The sequence below is a fragment of the Streptomyces sp. NPDC127108 genome, assembly GCF_042677545.1.
Classification (GTDB): domain Bacteria; phylum Actinomycetota; class Actinomycetes; order Streptomycetales; family Streptomycetaceae; genus Streptomyces.
Genome location: NZ_JBHXTE010000031.1, coordinates 83,617 through 106,179 on the forward strand (window position 1 = coordinate 83,617; position 22,563 = coordinate 106,179).

Here is a 22,563-nt window from a genome sequence, read left to right on the forward strand (position 1 = left end):
GGATGACTTTCAAGCAACCCGCTTGGAGGCCATCTCATGTACGAGCCGATCCGCACCAAGTCGGTCCATGCCATGGCCGACCCGGGCGACTTCCCGCACCGCTCCCGCGAGGAGGAGCTGGACATCCAGCTCGCCGGACACCTCGCCGCCCTGCTCGCCGTGACCGACGAGCTGCGCGGGCTCACCCCCTCGCCGGACCTCGACGCCGCCGCCGAGCAGCTGGCCGCCCAGGTCACCCGCCTGCGCGGCGGGCTGCCGCCGGTCCGCTCGGCCGTGGTCGCCGCCATCCACGAGCCGCACGTGTCGGGCCTGCACCAGCGCGCGCACGCCCTCGCGGGCCGCGCCCTGGTGGTGGCCGCCTCCCGCGCCGACACCGGCGCGGCGATCCTGGCCGCCGAGCGCATGGACGCGCACGCGGCCGCCGCCCACCTCGTGGGCGCCGCCTGAACGACCCCGGGCCGCGCGCCTCAGCGGCGTGCGGCCCGGGTGTCATCTACCGGTCAGGCACCTGTCGGTACCGGTCGGGTCAGCCCAGACGGGCGACCAGCGCGCGGTACTCGTCCCACAGCTCCTTCGGGGTGTGGTCCCCGAAGGTGTTCAGGTGCTCGGGGACGAGCGCGGCCTCCTCGCGCCAGACCTCCTTGTCGACCGTGAGCAGGAACTCCAGGTCGGCGGCGGGCAGTTCGAGGCCGTTCGTGTCCAGGGACGCGGGCGTCGGAAGGACGCCGATGGGGGTCTCCACGCCCTCGGCGCGCCCGTCGAGACGGTCGACGATCCACTTCAGGACGCGGGAGTTCTCACCGAAGCCGGGCCACACGAACTTGCCGTCCGCGTTCTTGCGGAACCAGTTCACGTAGTAGATCTTCGGCAGCTTGGACTGGTCCTTGTCCTTGGCCACGTCCACCCAGTGGGCCATGTAGTCGCCCATGTTGTAGCCGCAGAACGGCAGCATCGCGAACGGGTCGCGGCGCAGTTCGCCGACCTTGCCCTCGGCCGCGGCGGTCTTCTCGGAGGCGACGTTCGCACCCAGGAAGACACCGTGGTTCCAGCTGAGGGACTCGGTGACGAGCGGCACCGCGGAGGCGCGGCGGCCGCCGAAGAGGATCGCCGAGATCGGCACGCCCTTGGGGTCCTCCCACTCGGGCGCGATGATCGGGCACTGCGACGCGGGTACGGTGAACCGGGCGTTGGGGTGGGCCGCCGGGGTCTCCGAGTCGGGCGTCCAGTCGTTGCCCTTCCAGTCCGTGAGGTGCTTGGGCTGCTCCTCGGTCATGCCCTCCCACCAGACGTCGTTGTCGTCGGTGAGGGCGACGTTGGTGAAGACGGAGTTGCCCCACAGCGTCTTCATCGCGTTGGCGTTGGTGTGCTCGCCGGTGCCGGGCGCGACGCCGAAGAAGCCGGCCTCGGGGTTGATCGCGTAGAGGCGGCCGTCCGCGCCGAACCGCATCCAGGCGATGTCGTCGCCGATGGTCTCCACGGTCCAGCCGGAGATCGTGGGCTCCAGCATGGCCAGGTTGGTCTTGCCGCAGGCGGACGGGAAGGCGGCGGCGACGTACTTGGACTCACCGGTCGGCGGCGTCAGCTTGAGGATCAGCATGTGCTCGGCGAGCCAGCCCTCGTCGCGCGCCATGACGGACGCGATGCGCAGGGCGTAGCACTTCTTGCCGAGCAGGGCGTTGCCGCCGTAGCCGGAGCCGTACGACCAGATCTCGCGGGACTCCGGGAAGTGCGAGATGTACTTCGTGGAGTTGCAGGGCCACGGTACGTCCGCCTGGCCGGGCTCCAGCGGGGCGCCGAGGGTGTGCACGGCCTTCACGAAGAAGCCGTCGGAGCCGAGCTCGTCCAGGACCGGCTGTCCCATGCGGGTCATGGTGCGCATGGACACGGCGACGTACGCGGAGTCGGTGATCTCGACGCCGATCGCGGACAGCGGCGAGCCGAGCGGGCCCATGCAGAACGGCACGACGTACATCGTGCGCCCGCGCATGGAGCCCCGGAAGATCCCGCCCTCGCCGCCCGTGCCGGAGAAGACCTCCCGCATCTCCGCGGGGGCCTTCCAGTGGTTGGTGGGCCCGGCGTCCGCCTCCTTCTCGGAGCAGATGTACGTGCGGTCCTCGACGCGGGCGACGTCGGTCGGGTCGGAGGCCGCGTAGTAGGAGTTGGGCCGCTTGATCGGGTCCAGCTTCTTGAAGGTGCCCTTGGCCACGAGCTCCTCGCACAGGCGCTCGTACTCGGCCTCGGAGCCGTCACACCAGACCACGCTGTCCGGCTGGGTCAGTTCGGCGATCTCGTTCACCCAGGACACGAGGGCCTGGTGGTCGGTGGGGACGGTGTCCGGGGACGTCACTGACGGGGGAGCCGCGATATCGCGCGCCACGATTGCTCCTATACGAGGGTTTTTGTGGTTGGGGCCCCGTGGGGGCTGCGACCCGGATGCTTCACTGCTTCGATCTTCCTGGCGCTCATCCGGTGCCGACCGCACTCATTTGATCATCCGACGCATATGCGCATCTGTCCAGAGTGCCCCACAACTGAGCGGCGTGAGCATTGCCACTCCCGCCCACCGCACTTCTCCCCACCCCGTGACCGTGAGCCTCACCACTAGTAAGCTCAGTCCGCATCCCCTTTGACACCTAACTTACGGTTCCGTAGGTACGATGCCGCCCATGACTTCACCCGTCCCCGACGCGCTCGTGAACGCCCCCGAAGGCGGCCCCGACGCGGCCCCGGCCGACACGTCCGCGCCCGTCCATCCGGTGAAGCCCAAGCTGCGCGGCTGGCTGCACGCCGGGATGTTCCCCGCGGTGCTCGTCTCCGGCCTCTTCCTGACCGCCCTCGCCGACTCCACCCGCGGCCGCATAGCGTGCGGGATCTACGTCCTCACGGCCTGCCTGCTGTTCGGCGTCAGCGCGCTCTACCACCGCGGCAACTGGAGCCCCCGCGCGGACGGCGTCCTGCGCAGGCTCGACCACGCCAACATCTTCCTGATCATCGCGGGCACGTACACCCCGCTGACCCTGCTGCTCCTGCCCGACGCCAAGGGCCAGTGGCTGATGTGGGGCATCTGGGCGGCCGCCGCCGCGGGCATCGTCTTCCGCGTCTTCTGGGTCGGCGCCCCGCGCTGGCTCTACACCCCCTGCTACCTGGCCATGGGCTGGGCAGCCGTCTTCTTCCTCCCCGACTTCCTGCGCACCGGCGGCATCGCCGTCCTGGTCCTGGTCGTCGTGGGCGGCCTCCTCTACAGCGTCGGCGGCGTGGTCTACGGCTTCAAACGCCCCAACCCCTCCCCCCGCTGGTTCGGCTTCCACGAGGTCTTCCACTCGTTCACCCTGGCGGCGTTCGCGGTGCACTACGTGGGGATCTCGATGGTGGCGTATCAGCACGCGTGAGGTGGCAGGGGGGCAGGGGCACGGTCGGGTGGCATGGCCCGGGGGCTCTGACCCGCACACGTCTGAACCAACCGAGGCACGAATCAGCCCGTCCGGCGCTTGAGGACGAGGCGCGAAGCGCCAACAGGGGGGAAAGGGGCGCAGCCCCAGCCGAGAACGGCAAGCCACAAACCCCAGGGCGCCCCCGCCAGAACATGCCATCCTGGGCCGATGAACGGTCCGGAGATCCTCATCGACTTCGCCCCAGACCTGGCCCTGTTCGTCCCGCACGAGCGCCGCGGACGCGCCACCACCGCCGTCACCGACGGCGCGTCCTCGCTGGGGCATGTCGTGGAGTCGCTCGGCGTCCCCCTCACCGAGGTCGGCGCGCTCGTCGTGGACGGCCGCGAGGTCCCGGCGGGCCATGTGCCCGCCGCGGGACAGCGGGTCGAGGTGCGCTGCGTGCCGCGGCCCCAGCGGGTGCGGCCCGACGAGCAGTCCCCCGAGGAACCGCTGCGCTTCCTGCTCGACGTCCACCTCGGCACCCTCGCCCGGCGCCTGCGGCTGCTCGGCGTCGACACCGCGTACGAGAGCACGGACATCGGCGACCCCGCGCTCGCCGCCCGCTCCGCCGCCGAGCGCCGCGTCCTGCTGAGCCGGGACCGGGGACTGCTGCGCCGCCGTGAGCTGTGGGCGGGGGCGTACGTCTACAGCGACCGGCCCGATGACCAGCTCAGCGACGTCCTGGAGCGGTTCGCGCCGCCGCTGCGGCCGTGGACGCGCTGCACGGCCTGCAACGGCACGCTGCGGGCCGCCACCAAGGAGGACGTGGCCGAGCGGCTCGAAGGCGGCACCCGGGGGACGTACGACGTGTTCGCGGAGTGCGGCGACTGCGCCCGCGTGTACTGGCGGGGCGCCCACCACGAACGCCTGCAGTCCATCGTCCGGCAGGCCGTCGCCGCGTCGGAGGGCACGGTCGCGCTGCCGCCCGGCTGACGCCTCCCCCGGTCCCCCGGAAGCCGGTTCGGTCAGGAGGCCGCCGGGAGCCGCGCGAAGAAGTACGCGCTGCCGCCCTCGGTGTTGCCACCGAGCCACAGCGACCCGTCCGCGGCGGTGGCCAGCGCACCTACGGTCAGCGGCTCCGGCTTCGGTCCGGCCGCCGGGGACCAGGACCCGCCGGTCCAGCGCTGCAGCGGCGTGCGCCTGCCGGCGACCCACACCTCCGAGCCGTACGCCGCCAACTGCGTGGCCTCGGAGGCCTCCAGGCCCGCCGGGGTCCGCGACGACCACGCGCCGCCGTTCCACGCGGCCACGGCGGCACGGTCGCCGACCCCGCCGCCGATGCCGGGCCCGGTGAAGCCCCCGGCCCACAGCGCGCCGCCGTGCGACAGGAGCGAGGACACCTGCCCGTTGGCCGTGCCGAAGGGGTTGGGCAGCTTCTTCCAGGACGACCCGTTCCAGTGCAGCACCAGCGGCGTCCGCGTCCCGAAGGCCTCGGCCGCCGTGAAGCCGCCCGCCCAGACGTCGTCGGCGGCGACGACCCGCACGGTGAGCAGCCGCGCCCCGGCGCCGAGCCCGGACGGCAGCGGCACCGACGTCCAGCCCGAGCCGCCGCGGCGCAACGCCACCGCACCGGTGGCCGGATGCTTCGCGCCGCCGACCACCCAGACGTCGGCCCCGGTCCCGTCGACGTCATGGGGCTCACCGATGGCGGCACCCGCGGTCCTGTCGGCCCACGTGCTGCCGTCCCAGTACAGGATCTGGGCGTCGTCCCGCATCGTCTGCTTGTTCCATCTCGAGCCCACGCCCCAGGCTCCGCCCGTCTCGACCGACAGGCCGTTCAGGGGTCTGGTGCCGTCGGGGAAGCGGCTGTGCCGGTACGACTCCCAGGTCCTGCCGTCGAACCCGAACGCGGCGGGTTCCTCCTCGGTGCTGTTCCCGTCGAAGGTGATGTACGTGGCGAGCGCGGTGGCGCTGCCGTTCGGGGCGAGGCCGAGCCGGTTGAAGGCGTAACCGCCCCCCGAGCCGCCGCTGACCGGGAAGAGCTGCCACTGCGCCTGGGCCGCGCCCGCCGCCGAGGCCGCGCCGGGCAGCGCGCCCCCGACCGCGAGCGCCGGTACGACGGCCGCGGCGGACCGCAGCAGGTTGCGCCGACTGACTGCCATGGGACCTCCATCAAAGGGGTGCATGCCGATGGCAGTCGATCCTTGCCGGGGACCGCTGACGGCCCGCTGACGGATCACGGTCCGGGGCGGGCAGGGGCGCGGCCCCCGGGGCGTGCGGAGGGCGCTACCGGGCCGCCCCCAACACCCGCGCCAGTTCCTCCGCGTCCGTCGTCGGAAGGTCGCAGACGAACCCCCGGCACACGTACGCCGTCTCCTCACCGTCCACCAGCGTCCGCCCCGCGAGCAGCGGGAGTTCGCCGTCCGGCTGCCCGGCGGCGACGACGGCGCCGGGCGCGGTCCCCAGGAGCGCGACGCGGTGCAGGGCGCCGCCGACCGCACCGGCGACGGCCACCTCGCGCGGCCCGTCGAGGGCGGCCTCCGCCACGGCGAGCCCGTGCCCGATGAACCGCGGCGCGCGCGGCGCCAGGGCCGCGACGACGCCCAGCGCTCGCTCGGCCGCCTCCCGGTGGGGCGTCGCCCCGGTCTGCGCCGCGTACGAGAGGAGCGCGCCCGCCGCAGCCGTCCACCCGGAGGGAGCCGCGTTGTCCGTGGGGTCCTGCGGGCGCCGGATGAGCCGCTCCCCGTCCGCCGCCGTGTCGTACAGCGCCCCGGAGTCCGCGTCGACGAACTGCGCGAGGACGTGGTCGAGCAGGAACCCGGCGAAGTCCAGCCACACACCCTCGCCGGTCACGGAGGCGAGGGCGAGGAAGCCCTCGGCGACGTCGGCGTAGTCCTCCAGGACCCCGGCGTTGGCGCCGACGTGCCCGTCCTTGGAGGTGCGGGCGAGCCGGGCGCGGTCGTCGAGGTGGAGGCGGACCAGCAGGTCGCCCGCCGCGACGGCCGCCGCGACCAGGTCGGGGCGGTCGAAGAGGGCGCCCGTCTCGGCGAGCGCGGCGATGGCGAGGCCGTTCCAGGCCGCGACCACCTTGTCGTCGCGTCCGGGCGCGGGCCGCTCGGCGCGGGCCGCGAGGAGCCGTTCGCGGATGCCGGCGATCCGGTCGGCGTCGGCGACCGTGCCGTCCTCTCCCCGGGGGAGCTGGAGCACGGACGCGCCCTCCTCGAAGGTGCCCTCCTCGGTCACGCCGAAGTACGCGGCCGCGAGGTCCCCGTCGTCCTCGCCGAGGACCTCGCGCAACTGCGCGGGCGTCCACACGTAGTACGCGCCCTCGACGAGCCTGCCCGTGGCGTCGGGGCTGTCGGCGTCCAGGGCGGAGGCGAACCCGCCCTCGTTGGTGCGCAGTTCGCGGACCATGAAGTCGGCCGTCTCCAGGGCGACGCGGCGCGCCAGGTCCGATCCGGTGGTCCGCCACAGGTGGGCGTACGCGCGGCACAGCAGGGCGTTGTCGTACAGCATCTTCTCGAAGTGCGGCACGACCCACTCGCGGTCGACGGAGTAGCGGGCGAAGCCGCCGCCGAGCTGGTCGTAGATGCCGCCGCGCGCCATGTGCTCGCAGGTGTCGGCGGCCATCTGCAGGGCGCCCTCGGAGCCGGTGCGGGCGTGGGTGCGCAGCAGGAACTCGACGACCATGGACGGCGGGAACTTGGGGGCGCCGCCGAAGCCGCCGTGGGTGGCGTCGTAGTCCCGGGTGAGGCCGAGGAGCGCCTGGGACAGCTCCTCCTCGCCGGGGCGGCCGCCGTCGCCGACGGCCAGTTGACGCTCCGACAGGTCCAGGGTGATCTTCGCGGCGACCTCGGCGACCTCGTCACGGCGGTCCGTCCACGCCCGCCGCACGCCGTCGAGGACCTGCGGGAAGGACGGCATGCCGTGGCGGGGCTCGGGCGGGAAGTAGGTGCCGAAGTAGAAGGGTTCGGCGTCGGCGGTGAGGAAGACCGTCATGGGCCAGCCGCCCTGCCCGGTGGCGGCCTGCACGGCCTCCATGTAGACGGCGTCGACGTCGGGGCGCTCCTCGCGGTCGACCTTGATGTTCACGAAGTGCTCGTTCATGAGTGCGGCCGTCGCCTCGTCCTCGAACGATTCGTGCGCCATCACATGACACCAGTGGCAGCTCGAATATCCGACGGACAGGAGCACCGGCACCCCGCGCTCACGGGCGGCGGCGAACGCTTCGGCCGACCAGGGCCACCAGTCGACCGGGTTGTCGGCGTGCTGGAGGAGGTAGGGGGACGTCTCATGGGCCAGTCGGTTCGGCATGGCCCCATCCTCGCGCACACCGGCCCCTGATCCGCCGACTCCCTCGCGCCGACGCCACGTACGCAGGACACTGACACGTACATGTAGAGGTACGGGGCAGACGTACCCCTGCACGGGGCACACGCACGGACACGTGTCGACGGCACGTGCCGCTCTCGGAGGGGGACCACATGCGGGACAGCCATCGGGCCGAAGCCGAGCGGCTGTTGGCACGGGCGGTCGAGGAGGAGGTCCGGCGCACCGGCGGGCGCACGGACGGCGGGGTGCTCCTGTCGCGGGCGCGCGGCGCGCTCGACGCCATGGCGCAGACGGCGGCCGAGGAGTACGAGGCGTACACCCGGTCCCTGGACGAGGCGGCGGCCGGACAGCTCACCTTCGCCCAGCGGTACGCGAAGGAGGGCGCGGGCACGCCGCTGCTCGTCGTGGCCGTCGCCGCCGTCGCCGCCACGGCCGCCGACCTCGCGCTCGGCACGGGCGGCGGCACGGCCATCGGGGCGGGCGCGGCGGTCGCGGTGGCGGGTGCCGCCGCGACGGTGGTGAAGGTGACGGCCTCGCACGTCCCGGCCGCCCAGCGGCACGCGGGCGCGGTGAGCCAGCCGGGCGGGCCCGAGCAGTTGCGGCTGCAGTGGCTGACGGCCCTCGAAGTGCGCGGCATCCGGCCGTTCCTCGACCAGCAGCGGGTCCTCAACGCCGCGAGCGGCGGCGGGGTGACCGGCGGCAGCGGCGGCCAGAAGAAGGCGGCGCCGCAGCTGCGCCGCACCGACAAGAGCGCGGCGGCCCGGCGGCGTACCGTCCTCGAACAGTCCTTCGCCCAACTCCCGCAGCCCGACGGCACGTTCGCGGGACGACGGGCGGAGCTCGGCCGGATCGCGCAGTGGGTGCACGCGGCGCGCGCGAGCACCCAGACGAAGCCGACGGTGGTGGTGCTGCACGGGGCGCCCGGCGCCGGCCGCTCCGCGCTCGCCGTGCGGGCGGCGCACGACGTGAAGGACCAGTTTCGCGGGGCCTGCCTGGTGGACCTGCGCGGCGAGAGCCCCGACACCCCGCCCCTGTCGACCCGCGACGCGCTCCTGCACCTCCTCAACCGCCTCGGCGCGCCCCGCGAGCAGCTCCTGTTCCGCGAGCGGTCCACGCAGGAGCAGCAGCTCAGACGGCTCAGCGAGATCTACCACCAGCATCTGACGGGCCTTGAGGTGGTCGTCGTCCTCGACGACGCCTGCGACCCGGAGCAGGTGCGCACCCTCATCCCCGAGCGCTCCGACAGCCTCGTCCTCGTCACCGCCCGCAAACCCCTCGACCTGCCCGAGGACCTGCCCGCGTGGGTGCACCAGCTGCCGGTGGCGGAGCTGGACGCGGCGGGCGCCGAGCAGTTGCTGCGCACCTCCGCGGAGGAGCTGACGGGCCCCTACGACGCGGCGTCCCTGGAGACCGTGCGCGACCTGTGCGGCGGGCTGCCGCTCGCGCTGCGCGCCGCCGGGTCCTCGCTCGGACCGCGCACCCCGCTGGAGCTCGTCAACGACCTCTCCGCGTACGGCCCTCCGGAAGCCTTCGCCCCCGTCGAGCGCGCCCTCTCACTGCGCTACGCCGACCAGGCGGAGCCCGCCCGCCGCCTCCTGCGACGGCTCGCGCTCGCCGGGCGCGCCTCGCTCGGCGCGGCCGCGGCCGCCGCGCTGCTCGCCACCGACGAGGCCGAGGCGGGCCGCCAGCTCACCGCGCTGTCCCGGGCGGGCCTCGTCGACCACGTCCGGGGCGCCCGCTACCGGCTGCACGACCTCGTGCGCTCCTTCGCCCAGGCCCGCCTCGCCGACGAGGAGGAGCCCGGGGAGCGCACCGCCGCGCAGGAACGTCTCATCGTCAGCTACGGCGAGCTCGCCGACTCCGTGATCCGCCTCGTCGACGGCAAGACCTCCACCCGCGCCGACCACTTCGGGCAGCACGGTTTCACGTCCCTGGACTCCGCGCTGCGCTGGCTCGACGACGAGTCGAGCTTCATCACGGCGGCGCTGCGGCACGCCGAGGGCGTGGACCAGCAGGCCGTCCTCAATCTCCTGGGCGCCCTGTGCGACTACTGCCTGCTGCGCGGCGACCTCTACCGCCTCGGTGAGATCAGCGAGTTCGCGCAGTCCCTGGAGAAGGACGGGGCCACCGCCGGAGGGCGGTCCGGGCAGGGCCGGATGGAGCGCAGCGTGCAGTGGCGCACCGGCATCGCGGCTCGCCAGATCGGCGACCTCGACCAGGCCCGCTCCACCCTGTCGTCCGTCGTCGACCTCTACTTCGAGGCCCACCAGGACGCGGGCGCGGCCCGCGCGCTCGGCTCCCTCGGCATCACCCTGCACCACCAGGGCAATCTGTCCGAGGCCGCGGCCCGCCTGCGCGAGGCCCTCGACCTGCAGGTGTCCGACCAGCTCGCGGGCGACCGCGCCTGGACCCTGCACGCCCTGGCCGCCGTCGAACGCGACCGCTCCCGCCTCGGCGAGGCCCAGGACATGCTGCGCACCGCCCTGGTCCTGCACCGCGAGAGCGAGTCCGTGCACGGCGAGGCCTGGGCCCACTTCCAGCTCGGGCAGGTGTGCCTGCGCATGGGCGACGTGCCGCGCGCGGAGGAGGAGTTGCGGCGCGCCCTCGACCTGTACGGCAGCACCCGTGACTCCCGCGGCGAGGCCTGGGCCCTCACCCAGCTCTCCCGGGCCCGGCTCGTCACGGGCGACCCGGCGCCCGCCGTCGACGGCCTGCGCCAGGCCGTCTCCCGGCACCGCGACAACGAGGACGCCCGCGGCGAGGCCTGGTCCCTGTACTACCTCGGCCAGGCCCTGGAGGAGACCGGCGACCTCGAACAGGCCGTCCGCGACCTGGAGCGGGCCCGCACGATGTTCTCCCGCATGCGGGACGTCTACGGCCTCGCCTGCGCCCGCCACCACTCGGCCCGCGTCACCCGCGACCAGCGCGCCGCGCAGACCGGCTCCCTGCGCAACTCCGGCTTCGCCCGCCAGCTCCTGATGGACGCCCGCGCCGACTTCCAGCGCATCGGGGTCGCCCACGGCGAGGGGTGGACGTGCCTGGAGCTGGCCGTCGTCGACGCCGGTAACGCCCGCACGCAGGCCGCGCTCTCCCTCTGCGACGAGGCCATCGCCCTCTTCGCCTCCTACGGCGACCGCCGCGGCGAGGACTGGGCCCACTTCCTGCGCGCCACGCTCCTGCCCTACGCCTCCCCCGGCGGCTGGGAGATCGGCACGGCCGTCGCCCAGGAGGAGCTGGTCCAACTGGCCCGCGCGGTCCATCCGTTGCGGGACGGCAAGCTCGACCAGTACGTCGAGGCGTATCTGTTGCTTCTGGAGCGGGGGGCCGAGCTGGATGCGGGGTGGCAGGCGTGGCGGCTCGGGATGACGCCGGATCGGCATGCCAGGGAGATCATGGGGGTTTCGGTGACTGCGCCTTGAGTGGCGCGCCATAGTGGGGAGTTGAGGGGAACAGGGGCGGGGGTGGGGTTCGTGGAGGGGTGGCTGCCGGAGGATCTGTCGCCGTACGACGGGCCTCGTGAGGTGGCCGAGTTGCCGCCCGCGCTGCGGGCGTTCCTCCAGCCCGGCGGCTGGAACCCCGCGATCCTGGAGCTGTACGGGGCGCCGGGCGCCGAGACGTATCCGCTGGCGGTCCGGCTTGCGCATCTGGCGCGGGACACGGCGGAGGAGGCGGCGCGGTTCACACCCTGCTGGGTGCCTCTCGGCGCCGTGGGCACCACGCCCGATCTCGTCCTGCTGCCGCTCCTGGAGCAGTTGCTCGACGGCCGCCCTCCGCGTTCCTTGTACGACCTGGTGCTGGCCGAGCCCGCCGGGCTTGATGAGGCGCTGGCCTGGCCGTGCCGTGAAATTCTGCGGCACGGACGCCGCCTGGTGGTGCTCGACGGACTGCCCGCCGGGGAGCCCGGGCTCGATCTGCTGCGCATGGTCCACTGGCTTGTGGCGGGCACGGACTCCCGGGTCCTGGCCGTCTCCGAGGCCGTGCACGAGGCGACCGTGGTGCCGTTGATCGCCTACGAGGTGACGGATGGCCCGGAGGGCCGTGCACCCGAGATCAACGCACTGGCCCGGACGCTGCTGAAGTCACTTGAACGCTGGCAGGGCGACGAGGTCAACGCACCGGTGGCAGCCAGGCTGCGCACGGGGCAGTCGCAGCCCGTCGATCAGGTCCGGAGGGCGCTACGGGACCTGTACGCGAGCGGGCTGGTCCAGGCCACGCGGCATGAGTGGTACCGGCTGCGCCCGACCGAGCGCGCAGGGAGCCTCCCCCACCTGGACCTCGACCTCGCCAAGGCGGTGCTCGACGGCACCGCCGACCCGCGCGACGGGGTGGACGCGTATGTCGACCTCGTGGCGCGCCTCACCCGCGCCGGGGCGGAGGAGACCGCCGCCGCCCTGCTCAACCGGCTCGAACCCCAACTGATGGGCCGCCAGGGCCTGTTCAGGCTGCTGCGGCTCAAGCAGTCCCACTGGCACGCGACGGGTCACTGGGAGCCGCTGAAGCTCGTGGCGGCCGCCTCCGCCAGGGAGACCGGCAGCCCTCTGTCCGCTCTGGAAGCCCTGGCCGCCCTCGACTCCTCGCGCGCCGCCGTCCACAAGGCGATCACCCTGCGCCACGCCGGTCTGCTGCGCGAGGCCGCGGACACGCTCGACGCGATCCCCGACGCCGTACCGCCGGACGGCTGGGTGCTGCACACCCGTGCCGCCGTCCAGTGCGACATGGGCCAGCTGCATGGCGCCGACCGGCTGTTGCGCAGCGCCGTGGAGGCGCACCAGGTGCGAGGGGACGCGCGAGGCGAGGCCTGGGCCGTTCACCACTATGGGCGGCTGCGGATGGTCCGGGGCGACCTGGAGGAGGCGCAGAAGCGCCTGGAGGCCGCCCGGCACATGTTCATGGAGCTGGGTGACCTCCAGGGCCAGGCCTGGACGGAGACCGAACTCGGCAGGAACCAAGTGCTGTTCGGCGGCCACGCGGAGGCACTCCACCAGTTGCACAAGGCGCTCGGCCTTCACCTGGTGAACGGCGACACGCGGGGCAAGGGGTGGACCTACCTGTATCTCGCCCTGGCCCACGAGGCCTCCGGGGACCGGGAGGGTGCCACGCCCCTGGCCCGCACGGCGGAGAATGAACTGAGCGCCGTCCCCGATCAGCTGGGCCACGCCTGGGCATTGCACTGTCGCGCGCTCCTGCCGTTCGTCGGCGGCCCGGGATCGCCGACGGCACTGGCACAGCTCCAATCGGCGATGAACCGCTTCCAGATGTCCAGCTGCCTCCACGGCCAGGCTTGGAACACCCTGGAGCTGGCGCAGCTGTGGCGGCGAGGGGAGGGGAGTCCGTTGTCGGCGGCCGGGCTGTACGGGGACGCCGAGCGCCGGTTCGAGGCCATCGGCGACCCCCACGGTCGGGCGTGGGCCATGTCGCTGCGTGCCCACACCCTGGACCACGGCCGCGGCCCCCAACCCATTCCCCTGGCCGTCCGCCACCTCATCCCGGAACCAGGCGCCCCCGCCTCCTTCCCCACCACCCTCTCCCACATCCGCCTCACCCTCCTCGACGACGAATCCACCCCCGGCACCGCATCCCGCATCGCCCTGCGCATCGAACCGGGCCCCGAGCACCCCTGGTCGAGTCCCTCCCCCGCCCTCCCCTGGCTGACAGCCCGCGCCACCCCCCTCACCGCCGCCGACGTCGAGCCCGCGCACGCCCTGACGCTCAAGCCCTCTCCCCACGACCCGGACGGCGCGGAGTTCCTCTTCACACCGCGCAGGGCGGGCCGCCACCGGCTGCTCTTCACCGTGGAGGACTCCGCGACGGCCACCGTCCTCCAGCAGGTCGAGACCTACATCGACGTCACGGACGGCGAGAGCGGTCCGCGGGACGCGCTGTCGCCCGAAGCGCTGCGGAGGGCCTAGGACCGATGGCCCACGAACTCCCGACGCGCGTCACGCACGACCCCAGCCTCGGCTTCACCCGGCTCCCCCGGCATGTGATCCGCCACCCCGACCTGGTCGTCGGCCTCGACGCGCGCCGCGAGGACGAGCCGGTGCAGGCCCGGATGTACGGGCCCGCCGTGCCCTCGCTGAGCGGCTCCGAGCACACGGTGACGCTCAACGTCCGCCCGCGCGAGGTCCGTTCGGTGGCGGCACGGCTGCGGCAGGTGTGGAAGGACGAGTTCGTGGCACTGCAGCCGGTGGACGAGTCCGGCCGCCCCGCCCTCGGCCGCACCCCGCTCCCGTACGCCTCCCTCGTCGACCTGACCGCCGAGCCCGCGGCCGAACTGCGCGCGGCGCTCGCCCGACTGGCCCTGGACGGCACCCAGTTGCTGTACGACGTCCTCCTCGGCGGCGAGTCCGAGGAGCTGAAGCTCTTCCGCGGCTTCCTGACGGACGTCCTCGGCAGCGACCGGCCGCTGCGCGTCCGCTTCCACTCGGACCTCTACCTGCCCTGGCCGATGCTGTCTCTGCCCGCCGCCCCGGACGAAGGCCCGGAGCCGGGCCTCACGGGCCTGTTCGGCCGCTTCCTGGGCTACCGCCACCAGCTCGAACACACCGGCGGCAACGCCTACGCCCGCGTCGCCGACGACCGCGACCCGCCGTCCCGCTCGGCCCCCGCCGTCAGCCTCAACCACGACACGGGCGTCGACGCGGAGGGCCTGACCCGGGCCGCCGACGTCGCCACCGCCCTCGCCGACGGCGGCGACCTCGTCGAACGTACCACCCGTGCCGAACTGGAGCGCGCCCTCGGCGACACCCTGCTCGACGAGCAGCTGATGTACTTCTGGTGCCACGGCCACTTCACCGCGTCCGGCGACGAACCCCCGTACCTTGTACTGAAGTTGACCGACCAGCGGGCCATCGACGCGCACAGCCTGCGCGCCCACCGCCCGCCCCCGCGCTCCTGTGTGCCGTTCCGGCCCTTCGTGCTGCTCAACGCCTGCTACGCGGGGCTCCCCGGCAACGCCGACCTGGCCTACCTCGGCAGGGCCCTGTTCGACGCGGGCGCCAGCGGGATCCTCGGGCCGCAGATCGAGATGCCGCAGCGCTTCGCCGCCGAGTACGCGCTCGCCTTCGTCACCCGCTATCTGACCGGCCGGGAGACGGCGGGCGACATCGCCCACGCCCTGTCCCGGCACTTCGCCGACACCTGCCACAACCCGCTGGGCTTCGCGTACGCCCTGCACAGCGGCATGGACAGCCGCTTGGAGCGCACGGCGTGAACGAGGACGATCCCGACGCCACCGCCGTCACCGTGGTCGACCTCGACGAGACCGGCTGGCCCCTGCGCCCCACCCGCGAAGGACCGCGCCCCGTGCCACCGCCCGGCCTCGACACGTACCTCGCGCAGCGGCTGACCCCGCCGCCCTGGGCGACGGACATCGTCGTGTACGTCCACGGGTGGCAGACCTCGCAGGCGTCGGCGCTGGGGGCGCTGCGGACGCTGATGGGGCTCGTGGAGCGGCAGCGGGGCGAACGGGCGGAGCTGTATCCACGACTCCAGGGGGATGCTTCCGGTCGGCTTCGGGGGAACGCTTCCGGACGACTCCGGGAAGACATCTCCGCGCGCCGGGAAGACACCCCCGCGCACCGAGGCTTCGCCCCGTGGCCGGTCCTGGTCCGCTGGCCGTCGCGCTCCCTGCCCTCCCTCGGCGGCTACCGCCGCATCCGCGACCGCGCCCACGCGATGGGTACGGAGGGGCATGCCGCCCGCGTGATAGCGCAGCTCCTGGGCTATCTGGACGCCCACCGGGGCGACCCGCGCGCCGCACCCGTCCTCGCCGCCCGGGGCGGCCAGTACCTGCACCTCGTCGGGCACTCGTTCGGCTGCCGACTGCTGTGCGAGGCCGTGCAGTGGGCCGCCGCGCCGCCGGGCGGGACGCTGGGGTGGAGCACGCCCGCGCCGCCGGGGCGGCCGTTCACCGTCGACTCGATGCTGCTGTTGCAGATGGCGGCGGCGCGGGACGCCTTCGCGGCCACGTTCACCGCACTCGGGGGCGCGCCGCTGCGCGGCCCCGTCGTGGCGACGTACTCGCAACACGACCGCGCCACCGGCTTCTGGCACCTGCGGGCCGAGAAACGGGCGGGCATCGGGTACGCGGGCATCGGCACGGCCCCCGCCCCTGTCTCGTGCATCCGCATGCGCCCCACGGCCGAGCCGTACCCGCACACCACCCTCGACCACCGCTTCGTCAGCGTCGACGCGAGCGAGGTCTTCGTCCACGGCCGGGGCCCGGCGGGCGCACACTCGGACCACCTGCGCCCGGAGTCGGCACACCTGCTGCTGTCACTGGCGGACCACTCGCGGTGAGCGTTCCAGGACGAGGCGCGGCGTATTTCAGCCCGCCCGGCGCTCAAGGACGAGGCGCGCAGAATTTCAGCCCGACCGGCACTCAAGGACGAGGCGCGCAGAATTTCAGCCCGTCCGGCGTTTGAGGACGAGGCGCGGAGCGCCGACAAACGGGGGTCCGGGGGCGGAGCCCCCGAGAGGGGCGCGCCGGACGACCTGGCCCGGGCGCCCCGCCAGAAGCCTCAGACCCCCTTGGCCCCCTTGGCCCCCTTGTCGCCCACCGCGCCGGAGGCGGGCGTCGCCCCGGACGCGGCGGGCTCGGCGGGCTCGGCGTCCGGGGCGACACCCGAGTCCTCCGAGGCGCCCCCGCCAGACGACTCCTTGAAGTCGACCTTCCCCATGTGCCGGTTCATGGACTTCATCAGTCGCCACACAGCGAGCGCCATCACCGCGAACACGATGAACCCCAGGACCCCGGGGGTCACCTTGTTCTCGTCGACCTCCTTGGCGAGGGGGACGAGGTGCGTCACTGCCAGGCTTGCGCTTCCGCTCATGTCAGGCATTGTCGCGGATGCCCGCGAAGAGGTCGTCCTCGGGGAGGGAGGTATCGACGAGAGACTTCGCGAGCTCGTACTCCTCGGTCGGCCAGACCTCCCGCTGGATGTCCATCGGGACGCGGAACCAGCCGCCGTCGGGGTCGATCTGCGTGGCGTGCGCGATCAGTGCCTTGTCGCGGATCTCATAGAAGTCGGCGCACGGAACGTGCGTGGTCAGCGTGCGCTCGACCCGCTCGAACTCGTCCCAGCGCTTCAGCCACTCCCCGTACGGCGACTCCAGGCCGCGGTCCAGCATGGCCTGGTGCAGCGCCTCGGTGCGCGGCCGGTTGAAGCCCTGGTTGTAGTACAGCTTCTGCGGCGTGAAGACGGGGCCGAACTCGCTCTCCGGGTACTTCTCGGCGTCCGCCGCGCCGTCGAAGGCCACCATCGAGATCTTGTGGGTCATGATGTGGTCCGGGTGCGGATACCCGCCGTTCTCGTCGTACGTCGTGATCACCTGCGGGCGGAACGTACGGATCTGCTTCACCAGCTCCCCGGCCGCCTTGTCGACGTCCTCCAGGGCGAAGCAGCCCTCGGGCAGCGGCGGCAGCGGGTCGCCCTCCGGCAGGCCCGAGTCGACGAAGCCGAGCCACTCCTGCTTGACCCCGAGGATCTCGCGGGCCTCGTCCATCTCCTTCTTGCGCACCTCGTGAATGTGCTCCTGGATGTACGTGTCCCCCTGGAGCTTGGGGTTGAGGATGTCGCCGCGCTCTCCGCCCGTGCAGGTCACGACGAGCACGTCCACCCCTTCGGACACGTACTTGGCCATGGTGGCCGCGCCCTTGCTCGACTCGTCGTCGGGGTGGGCGTGAACGGCCATCAGTCGAAGCTGCTCAGTCAAGACTCGATCCTCAGGTGTCCGGCGCCGGTGCGTGCTGTGGCGCCCTCGGTCATCAGGCGTTGTACGGGGCTTCTATAGTGACGGAACCGGGGGGCGGAAAATTCCGGCATTCCCTGCCCGTCTGGAGGACGATCATGACCGCGGTGAGCGGCGGTGACAGCGGCGGTGTGGCCACGCGCGTTCCGGAGGACCGCTACGGCAGGTCCGCGGACGAGCGCGCCGACCGCACGCTGAAGATCGTCGGCTCCGTCCTCGGCGTGCTGCTGCTGGGTGTGGTCGGCTGGATCGGGTACGGCTCGATCTCCGCCGGGTCCAAGCTCAGCGGCGAGATGATCAAATTCGACGTGGTGTCCGACAAGGCCGTCGAGGTGCACCTCGAAGTGCGCAAGGACGCGGATGCGAACGGCTACTGCACGCTCCGCTCCCAGGCCGAGAACGGCGCCGAGGTGGGCCGCGCCGACTTCCGCTTCGATCAGGACAAGGGGCGCGTCGACAAGGTCGTCACGCTGCGCACGGCCGAGCGCGCCACCAGCGCGGAGCTCGTCGGCTGCCACGCCGACTGACGGCACGCACGGACGCGGCGACACGCCCCACTGCTCCCGGCGCCCACGCGCTCACCTGCGCTAACACATTTCTGATGGCTTATGTCCTCCCCCTCAGGCACCGAAATTGTTAGGCTCGTGGTTTCGCCCACCCGTTAGGGAACATCCTTCTGGGTAGGGCGATGCTTTGTATTCCCAGTACCTACGAGGAGCACCTGTGACCCAGACCAGCGACAACGTCACCTGGCTGACCCAGGAGGCGTACAACCAGCTCAAGGCCGAGCTGGAGTACCTGTCTGGTCCTGCGCGCACCGAGATCGCGGCCAAGATCGCGGCGGCGCGTGAGGAGGGCGACCTGCGCGAGAACGGCGGGTACCACGCGGCCAAGGAGGAGCAGGGCAAGCAGGAGCTCCGCGTCCGCCAGCTGACCCAGCTCCTGGAGCATGCCAAGGTCGGTGAGGCGCCGGCGGAGGACGGCGTCGTCGCCCCCGGCATGGTCGTCACGATCGCCTTCGACGGCGACGAGGACGACACGGTGACCTTCCTGCTCGCCTCCCGGGAGTACGCGAGCGGCGACATCGAGACGTACTCGCCGCAGTCACCGCTCGGCAGCGGCGTCAACGGCAAGAAGATCGGCGCGGACGCCCAGTACGAACTGCCGAACGGCAAGCTGGCCTCCGTCAAGATCCTCGAGGCCAAGCCGTACCAGGGCTGAGTCCCCGCGGACCGGGGCGCGAGCCCCTCGGAACACCCGAAGACCCCCGGCGCGATCCGCGCCGGGGGTCTTGTGCGTCGCGGGTGTCACCTGCATTCGAGGTAGATGCCGCCGGACTGCTTCACATCCACCCTGTTGTTGGTCCTGGTGCCCGACAGGAAGGTCTTGAAGGCACCGCGGGTGGGGCACTTCACGGACGTGTTGATGCTGCCCAGCGAGCTGGGCGACACGTTCTGGCACTTGTTGGTGAGCTGCACCCAGCCGGAGAGCGTCTGCCCGAGCAGCGAGACGCAGACCTTCTTGTAGCCCTCGTAGAACCCGTTGCCCCAGACCTTGCCGTTCTGGACCTTCGGTGTGTACGCGATCAGTTCCAGCTCCTGGGCCGCGGCCGACGACTGGGACGCCGCCCCCATCACCATTCCGGCCGCCATCACGGCCGCGGCCGCGCTCATCCGCGCCTTGGACACCTTCGACATGGACTTCCCCTCGCTCTGTCGGTCGGTCGCGCCCGTGATGGTCACCTGCACTTGACGAAGCGCGGCGCCGAGTCCTTGATGTCCTTGCGGTTGTTGGTCCGGGTGCCCGAGAGCAGGGTCCGGAAGATGCCCTCCCGGGGACACTTGGCGCCGACGCTGATGCTGCCCAGCGAACTGGGCGACACGTTCTGGCACTTGCTCGTCACCGGGATCGGCGGGATGGTCCCGAGGCTCTCCTGGAGCAGCGTGACGCAGACCTTCTTGTAACCCTCGTAGAACCCGCTGGCCCACACCTTGCCGTTCTGCGCCTTGGGCTGGTACGCCACCAGCTCCAACTCCTGGGCCGCGGCCGACGACTGGGACGCCGCCCCCGTCACCATCGCGGCCGCCATCACGGCCGCGGCCGCCCCCATCCGCACCTTCGACATGGTCTTCCCCTCGTTGGCTGTACGTCGGTCGGCCGGACCGGCCGGGGCGCGCCACCCGGACGTTCTCGGCGTCTGTAGCCTCCAGCCCCGCGCTCCCCGGCAGTACCCCCCGCCCAGGGGATCTTTTCGCGCCACGCCCGACGCACTTTCGTGCCGATGGTTCATGTTCATGTCACTCGGAGTTCACCTTCCGCGTCGCACCATCTTGGGCGTATGCAGCCTGATCACGTAGTCACTGCCGTGATGGACCACCGGCTGCGCACTCACCACGGGGAAGCAGTGAGACACGGGGGTCAACTGTGATTTCGGTCGGTGTCATCGCGCGCGGCGGACCGGAACGGGCGGAGCTGCGTGCCGCCCTGGAGGCGGAGGGGCGGCATCTGATCGTCGCCGAGGACGAGCCGGGCCGGGAGGTGGCGCTCGTGCGCCGCGCCCGGCCCCGGGTGGTCGTGGTCAGCCAGGGCGACGAGGAGTCGGCGGCCGCCGCGCTGCACCGGCTCGCCGCCGCGCCCGCGCCGGTGGCCGTCCTGCTGCTCGCCGGACGGTTCACCTGCGGCGGCCTTCGCCGGATCCTGTCCTGCCGTCCGGCGGGCGTCCTGCACCGGGCCACCGCGGCCGCCCATCTGCCGTGGGCGGTCGGCGCGGCCGCCGCGGGCGGTCCCGTCCTCGGCCCCGAGCTGGTCGACGTGGTGGCCGGTGCCTGTCCGTGCCCCGGCTGCGCCCCGTCGGCGCGGGACGAGGCCCGGGCCCTCCTCGCCACCCTGTCCACACGCGAGCTCGAAGTGCTCGAACTCGTCGGCGAGGGCCTGTCGAACCCGCAGATCGCCGCCGCCCTCACCATCAGCTCCGACACCGCCAAGGACCACGTCGGCAGCATCTGCGGCAAGCTCGGCATCCGGGGCAGGCTGCAGGTGGCCCGCGTCGCCTGGCAGGCGGGGCTCACCGGGCGACGGACCCCCGCGGACGGCCGGGTGCACGCCGCCTGCGGGTGACCGGCGGCCGGGGTGTCAGGCGGCCGCCGAGCGGTACTTGCGCACCGCGAGCGTGCGGAAGACCACCAGGATCAGGATCGACCAGAGCACCGAGGCCAGGACCGGGTGCTGCATGGGCCAGGCGTCCGGCGTCTTGAAGCCGGGCGGCAGATTGCCGAACAGCTCGCGGCACGCCTGCACGGTGGTGCTGAACGGGTTCCACTCGGCGATGTGCCGGAAGAACGTCGGCAGGTTGTTGGAGTCGACGAAGGCGTTCGAGATGAACGTCAGCGGGAAGAGCCAGATGAGCCCGCCGGAGGTCGCGGCCTCCGGTGTGCGCACCGACAGGCCGATCAGGGCTCCGATCCACGAGAAGGCGTACCCGAGCAGGAGCAGCAGGGCGAAGCCCGCGAGGATCTTGCCGAAGTTCTCATGGGTGCGCCAGCCGATGAGGAGCGCGACCAGGGCCAGCACGACCAGGGTCAGAGCGGTCTGCACCAGGTCCGCCACGGTGCGGCCGGTGAGGACGGCGCCGCGCGCCATGGGCAGCGAGCGGAAGCGGTCGATGAGGCCCTTGTGCATGTCGTCCGCGATACCGGCGCCCGCACCGGCCGTGGCGAAGGTGACCGTCTGGGCGAAGATTCCGGCCATCAGGAACTCGCGGTAGTCCTGCGACGAGAGCGAGCCGCCGACCTGGATGGACCCGCCGAAGACGTACGTGAACAGGACCACGAACATCACCGGCTGGATCAGGCCGAAAAGCACCATCTCGGGGATCCGGGACATCCTGATCAGATTCCGGCGGGCGATGACCAGGGAGTCGCGGACGGACTTGCCGATGCCGCCCGCGGGTCTGGGGGCGGGAGCGGTGCGCGTGACGGCACTCACGAGGCGGCCTCCTTCTGGTGCTTGTCCTTGGCGACGGCCGCGCCGTTCGCGCCGTTCGCGCCGTTCTCTTCGTCCTTGACCTCGGCCAGGTGGCCCGTCAGGGAGATGAACACGTCGTCGAGCGTGGGGCGGCGCAGGCCGATGTCGTCGATCTCGATGCCGCGGGTGTCGAGTTCGCGGATGACCTCGGCGAGCAGCTTCGCGCCGCCGGTGACGGGGACGGTCAGCTTGCGGGTGTGCCGGTCGACGGTGGCCTCGCCCTTGCCGAAGCCGGTCAGGACCTCGACGGCGGTCGTGATGTGGTCCGGCTCGTGCACCACGACCTCGACGCGCTCGCCGCCGATCTGGGCCTTGAGCTGGTCGGCGGTGCCGCGGGCGATGACGCGGCCGTGGTCCACGACGCAGATGTCGTGCGCCAGGTGGTCGGCCTCCTCCAGATACTGCGTGGTCAGCAGGAGGGTGGTGCCGCCGGCGACGAGCTCCTGGATGACCTCCCACAACTGCTGGCGGTTGCGCGGGTCCAGGCCGGTCGTGGGCTCGTCCATGAACATCACCGGCGGCGACACGACGAGGGCGGCGGCGAGGTCGAGGCGGCGGCGCATACCGCCCGAGTACGTCTTGGAGGGGCGGTCCGCCGCGTCCGCGAGATTGAAGCGCTCGAGCAGCTCGCCCGCCCGTTCCTTGGCCTCCTTGGCCCGCATCTCGTAGAGCTGGCCGACCATCTGGAGATTCTCACGGCCTGTCAGATACTCGTCCACGGCGGCGAATTGGCCGGAGAGGCCGATGGAGCGCCGCACTTCGTTCGGATGCTTCAGGACGTCGATCCCGGCGACGAACGCCTTGCCGCTGTCGGGGGTGAGGAGTGTGGTCAGACAGCGGACCGCCGTCGTCTTTCCCGCGCCGTTCGGCCCGAGGAGGCCGAGGACGGTGCCTTCCGGGACATCGAGATCGACGCCGTCCAGAGCCTTTACGTCACCGAAGGTCTTCACGAGACCTTCGGCGTAGATGGCGCCTGGCATAGGGTCTCCCATGTTTTGGGTGGTTTCCTAGCGAAAAGCTTAGGATCGCCGGGTTCCGATCGCCCGGCTCTCAGTGGCGTGAGTCACAACACTAACGCGATACA

The 22,563-nt window shown here is 72.3% G+C and carries 19 protein-coding genes; 10 read left to right on the forward strand and 9 right to left on the reverse strand.

The window, feature by feature from the left end; all coding sequences use genetic code 11:
* Positions 1-36: 36 nt before the first annotated feature.
* Positions 37-447 carry a hypothetical protein gene (locus tag ACFVHO_RS25210; RefSeq protein ID WP_385718754.1) on the forward strand — a complete coding sequence of 137 codons (411 nt, stop codon included), beginning with the start codon at positions 37-39 and terminating at the stop codon, positions 445-447.
* A 79-nt stretch (positions 448-526) separates the two neighbouring features.
* Here the strand turns inward: ACFVHO_RS25210 and ACFVHO_RS25215 are convergent, their stop codons facing one another.
* Positions 527-2,377: a phosphoenolpyruvate carboxykinase (GTP) gene (locus ACFVHO_RS25215; RefSeq protein WP_385718757.1), complete on the reverse strand. Its 1,851-nt coding sequence runs from the start codon at positions 2,375-2,377 to the stop codon at positions 527-529.
* A 289-nt stretch (positions 2,378-2,666) separates the two neighbouring features.
* Between ACFVHO_RS25215 and ACFVHO_RS25220 the strand changes: the two genes are divergently transcribed.
* Positions 2,667-3,389 carry a hemolysin III family protein gene (locus ACFVHO_RS25220; RefSeq protein ID WP_385718759.1) on the forward strand — a complete coding sequence of 241 codons (723 nt, stop codon included), beginning with the start codon at positions 2,667-2,669 and terminating at the stop codon, positions 3,387-3,389.
* Positions 3,390-3,599: 210 nt separating this feature from the next.
* Positions 3,600-4,364 carry a Mut7-C RNAse domain-containing protein gene (locus ACFVHO_RS25225; protein ID WP_385718762.1) on the forward strand — a complete coding sequence of 255 codons (765 nt, stop codon included), beginning with the start codon at positions 3,600-3,602 and terminating at the stop codon, positions 4,362-4,364.
* Between the two features lie 32 nt (positions 4,365-4,396).
* On the opposite strand, the gene ACFVHO_RS25230 is transcribed toward ACFVHO_RS25225, so the two are convergent.
* Together ACFVHO_RS25230 and ACFVHO_RS25235 are read right to left on the reverse strand one after the other, a co-directional pair.
* Positions 4,397-5,533, reverse strand: a complete 1,137-nt coding sequence (locus tag ACFVHO_RS25230) for a hypothetical protein (protein WP_385718764.1) — start codon at positions 5,531-5,533, stop codon at positions 4,397-4,399.
* Positions 5,534-5,657: 124 nt separating this feature from the next.
* A complete protein-coding gene (locus ACFVHO_RS25235) occupies positions 5,658-7,685 on the reverse strand; it encodes a thioredoxin domain-containing protein (RefSeq protein WP_385718767.1) in 2,028 nt (675 codons plus the stop codon).
* Between the two features lie 170 nt (positions 7,686-7,855).
* On the opposite strand from ACFVHO_RS25235, the gene ACFVHO_RS25240 reads away from it, so the two are divergent.
* The 4 genes from ACFVHO_RS25240 to ACFVHO_RS25255 are packed head-to-tail and all read left to right on the forward strand — an operon-like array spanning position 7,856 to position 16,004.
* Positions 7,856-11,122, forward strand: a complete 3,267-nt coding sequence (locus ACFVHO_RS25240; RefSeq protein WP_385718770.1) for a tetratricopeptide repeat protein — start codon at positions 7,856-7,858, stop codon at positions 11,120-11,122.
* Between the two features lie 21 nt (positions 11,123-11,143).
* On the forward strand, positions 11,144-13,612 hold the full coding sequence (locus ACFVHO_RS25245) for a hypothetical protein (protein ID WP_385718773.1): 2,469 nt from the start codon (positions 11,144-11,146) through the stop codon (positions 13,610-13,612).
* Between the two features lie 5 nt (positions 13,613-13,617).
* A complete protein-coding gene (locus tag ACFVHO_RS25250; protein WP_385718776.1) occupies positions 13,618-14,916 on the forward strand; it encodes a CHAT domain-containing protein in 1,299 nt (432 codons plus the stop codon).
* Positions 14,913-16,004 carry a hypothetical protein gene (locus tag ACFVHO_RS25255; RefSeq protein WP_385718779.1) on the forward strand — a complete coding sequence of 364 codons (1,092 nt, stop codon included), beginning with the start codon at positions 14,913-14,915 and terminating at the stop codon, positions 16,002-16,004. Before ACFVHO_RS25250 ends, ACFVHO_RS25255 begins: the two co-directional genes overlap by 4 nt.
* A 221-nt stretch (positions 16,005-16,225) precedes the next feature.
* Here ACFVHO_RS25255 and ACFVHO_RS25260 read toward each other — a convergent pair whose 3' ends face one another.
* The gene (locus ACFVHO_RS25260; RefSeq protein WP_385718782.1) at positions 16,226-16,546 is read right to left on the reverse strand and encodes a hypothetical protein; all 321 of its coding nucleotides are present in this window, start codon (positions 16,544-16,546) and stop codon (positions 16,226-16,228) included.
* The gene (mca, locus tag ACFVHO_RS25265) at positions 16,539-17,420 is read right to left on the reverse strand and encodes a mycothiol conjugate amidase Mca (protein WP_385718785.1); all 882 of its coding nucleotides are present in this window, start codon (positions 17,418-17,420) and stop codon (positions 16,539-16,541) included. The genes ACFVHO_RS25260 and mca overlap by 8 nt, the downstream gene beginning before the upstream one ends.
* Positions 17,421-17,554: 134 nt before the next feature.
* Here mca and ACFVHO_RS25270 point away from each other — a divergent pair, with 134 nt between their 5' ends.
* Both ACFVHO_RS25270 and greA read left to right on the forward strand, forming a co-directional pair.
* Positions 17,555-17,983, forward strand: coding sequence for a DUF4307 domain-containing protein (locus ACFVHO_RS25270; protein ID WP_385718787.1), 429 nt, complete (start codon positions 17,555-17,557; stop codon positions 17,981-17,983).
* A 196-nt stretch (positions 17,984-18,179) separates the two neighbouring features.
* Positions 18,180-18,677: a transcription elongation factor GreA gene (gene greA / locus ACFVHO_RS25275; RefSeq protein WP_385718790.1), complete on the forward strand. Its 498-nt coding sequence runs from the start codon at positions 18,180-18,182 to the stop codon at positions 18,675-18,677.
* Positions 18,678-18,763: 86 nt separating this feature from the next.
* On the opposite strand, the gene ACFVHO_RS25280 is transcribed toward greA, so the two are convergent.
* A complete protein-coding gene (locus tag ACFVHO_RS25280; RefSeq protein WP_385718793.1) occupies positions 18,764-19,153 on the reverse strand; it encodes a hypothetical protein in 390 nt (129 codons plus the stop codon).
* A 41-nt stretch (positions 19,154-19,194) separates the two neighbouring features.
* On the reverse strand, positions 19,195-19,581 hold the full coding sequence (locus tag ACFVHO_RS25285; RefSeq protein WP_385718796.1) for a hypothetical protein: 387 nt from the start codon (positions 19,579-19,581) through the stop codon (positions 19,195-19,197).
* Positions 19,582-19,880: 299 nt separating this feature from the next.
* On the opposite strand from ACFVHO_RS25285, the gene ACFVHO_RS25290 reads away from it, so the two are divergent.
* A complete protein-coding gene (locus ACFVHO_RS25290) occupies positions 19,881-20,573 on the forward strand; it encodes a response regulator transcription factor (RefSeq protein WP_385718799.1) in 693 nt (230 codons plus the stop codon).
* 15 nt (positions 20,574-20,588) lie between these two features.
* Here the strand turns inward: ACFVHO_RS25290 and ACFVHO_RS25295 are convergent, their stop codons facing one another.
* Both ACFVHO_RS25295 and ACFVHO_RS25300 read right to left on the reverse strand, forming a co-directional pair.
* A complete protein-coding gene (locus ACFVHO_RS25295) occupies positions 20,589-21,440 on the reverse strand; it encodes an ABC transporter permease (RefSeq protein WP_385718802.1) in 852 nt (283 codons plus the stop codon).
* Entirely contained in the window at positions 21,437-22,459 is a 1,023-nt protein-coding gene (locus tag ACFVHO_RS25300; RefSeq protein ID WP_385718804.1) for an ATP-binding cassette domain-containing protein, read from the reverse strand. Before ACFVHO_RS25300 ends, ACFVHO_RS25295 begins: the two co-directional genes overlap by 4 nt.
* Positions 22,460-22,563 lie beyond the last annotated feature (104 nt).

Bases quoted from the DNA above. Each gene is read 5' to 3' on its own strand.
- ACFVHO_RS25260 (WP_385718782.1), bottom strand. From the start codon at position 16,546: ATGCCTGACATGAGCGGAAGCGCAAGCCTGGCAGTGACGCACCTCGTC.
- ACFVHO_RS25220 (WP_385718759.1), top strand. From the start codon at position 2,667: ATGACTTCACCCGTCCCCGACGCGCTCGTGAACGCCCCCGAAGGCGGC.
- ACFVHO_RS25250 (WP_385718776.1), top strand. From the start codon at position 13,618: ATGGCCCACGAACTCCCGACGCGCGTCACGCACGACCCCAGCCTCGGC.
- ACFVHO_RS25240 (WP_385718770.1), top strand. From the start codon at position 7,856: ATGCGGGACAGCCATCGGGCCGAAGCCGAGCGGCTGTTGGCACGGGCG.
- ACFVHO_RS25285 (WP_385718796.1), bottom strand. From the start codon at position 19,581: ATGTCGAAGGTGCGGATGGGGGCGGCCGCGGCCGTGATGGCGGCCGCG.
- ACFVHO_RS25270 (WP_385718787.1), top strand. From the start codon at position 17,555: ATGACCGCGGTGAGCGGCGGTGACAGCGGCGGTGTGGCCACGCGCGTT.
- ACFVHO_RS25300 (WP_385718804.1), bottom strand. From the start codon at position 22,459: ATGCCAGGCGCCATCTACGCCGAAGGTCTCGTGAAGACCTTCGGTGAC.
- ACFVHO_RS25225 (WP_385718762.1), top strand. From the start codon at position 3,600: ATGAACGGTCCGGAGATCCTCATCGACTTCGCCCCAGACCTGGCCCTG.
- ACFVHO_RS25210 (WP_385718754.1), top strand. From the start codon at position 37: ATGTACGAGCCGATCCGCACCAAGTCGGTCCATGCCATGGCCGACCCG.
- ACFVHO_RS25280 (WP_385718793.1), bottom strand. From the start codon at position 19,153: ATGTCGAAGGTGTCCAAGGCGCGGATGAGCGCGGCCGCGGCCGTGATG.
- ACFVHO_RS25235 (WP_385718767.1), bottom strand. From the start codon at position 7,685: ATGCCGAACCGACTGGCCCATGAGACGTCCCCCTACCTCCTCCAGCAC.
- ACFVHO_RS25230 (WP_385718764.1), bottom strand. From the start codon at position 5,533: ATGGCAGTCAGTCGGCGCAACCTGCTGCGGTCCGCCGCGGCCGTCGTA.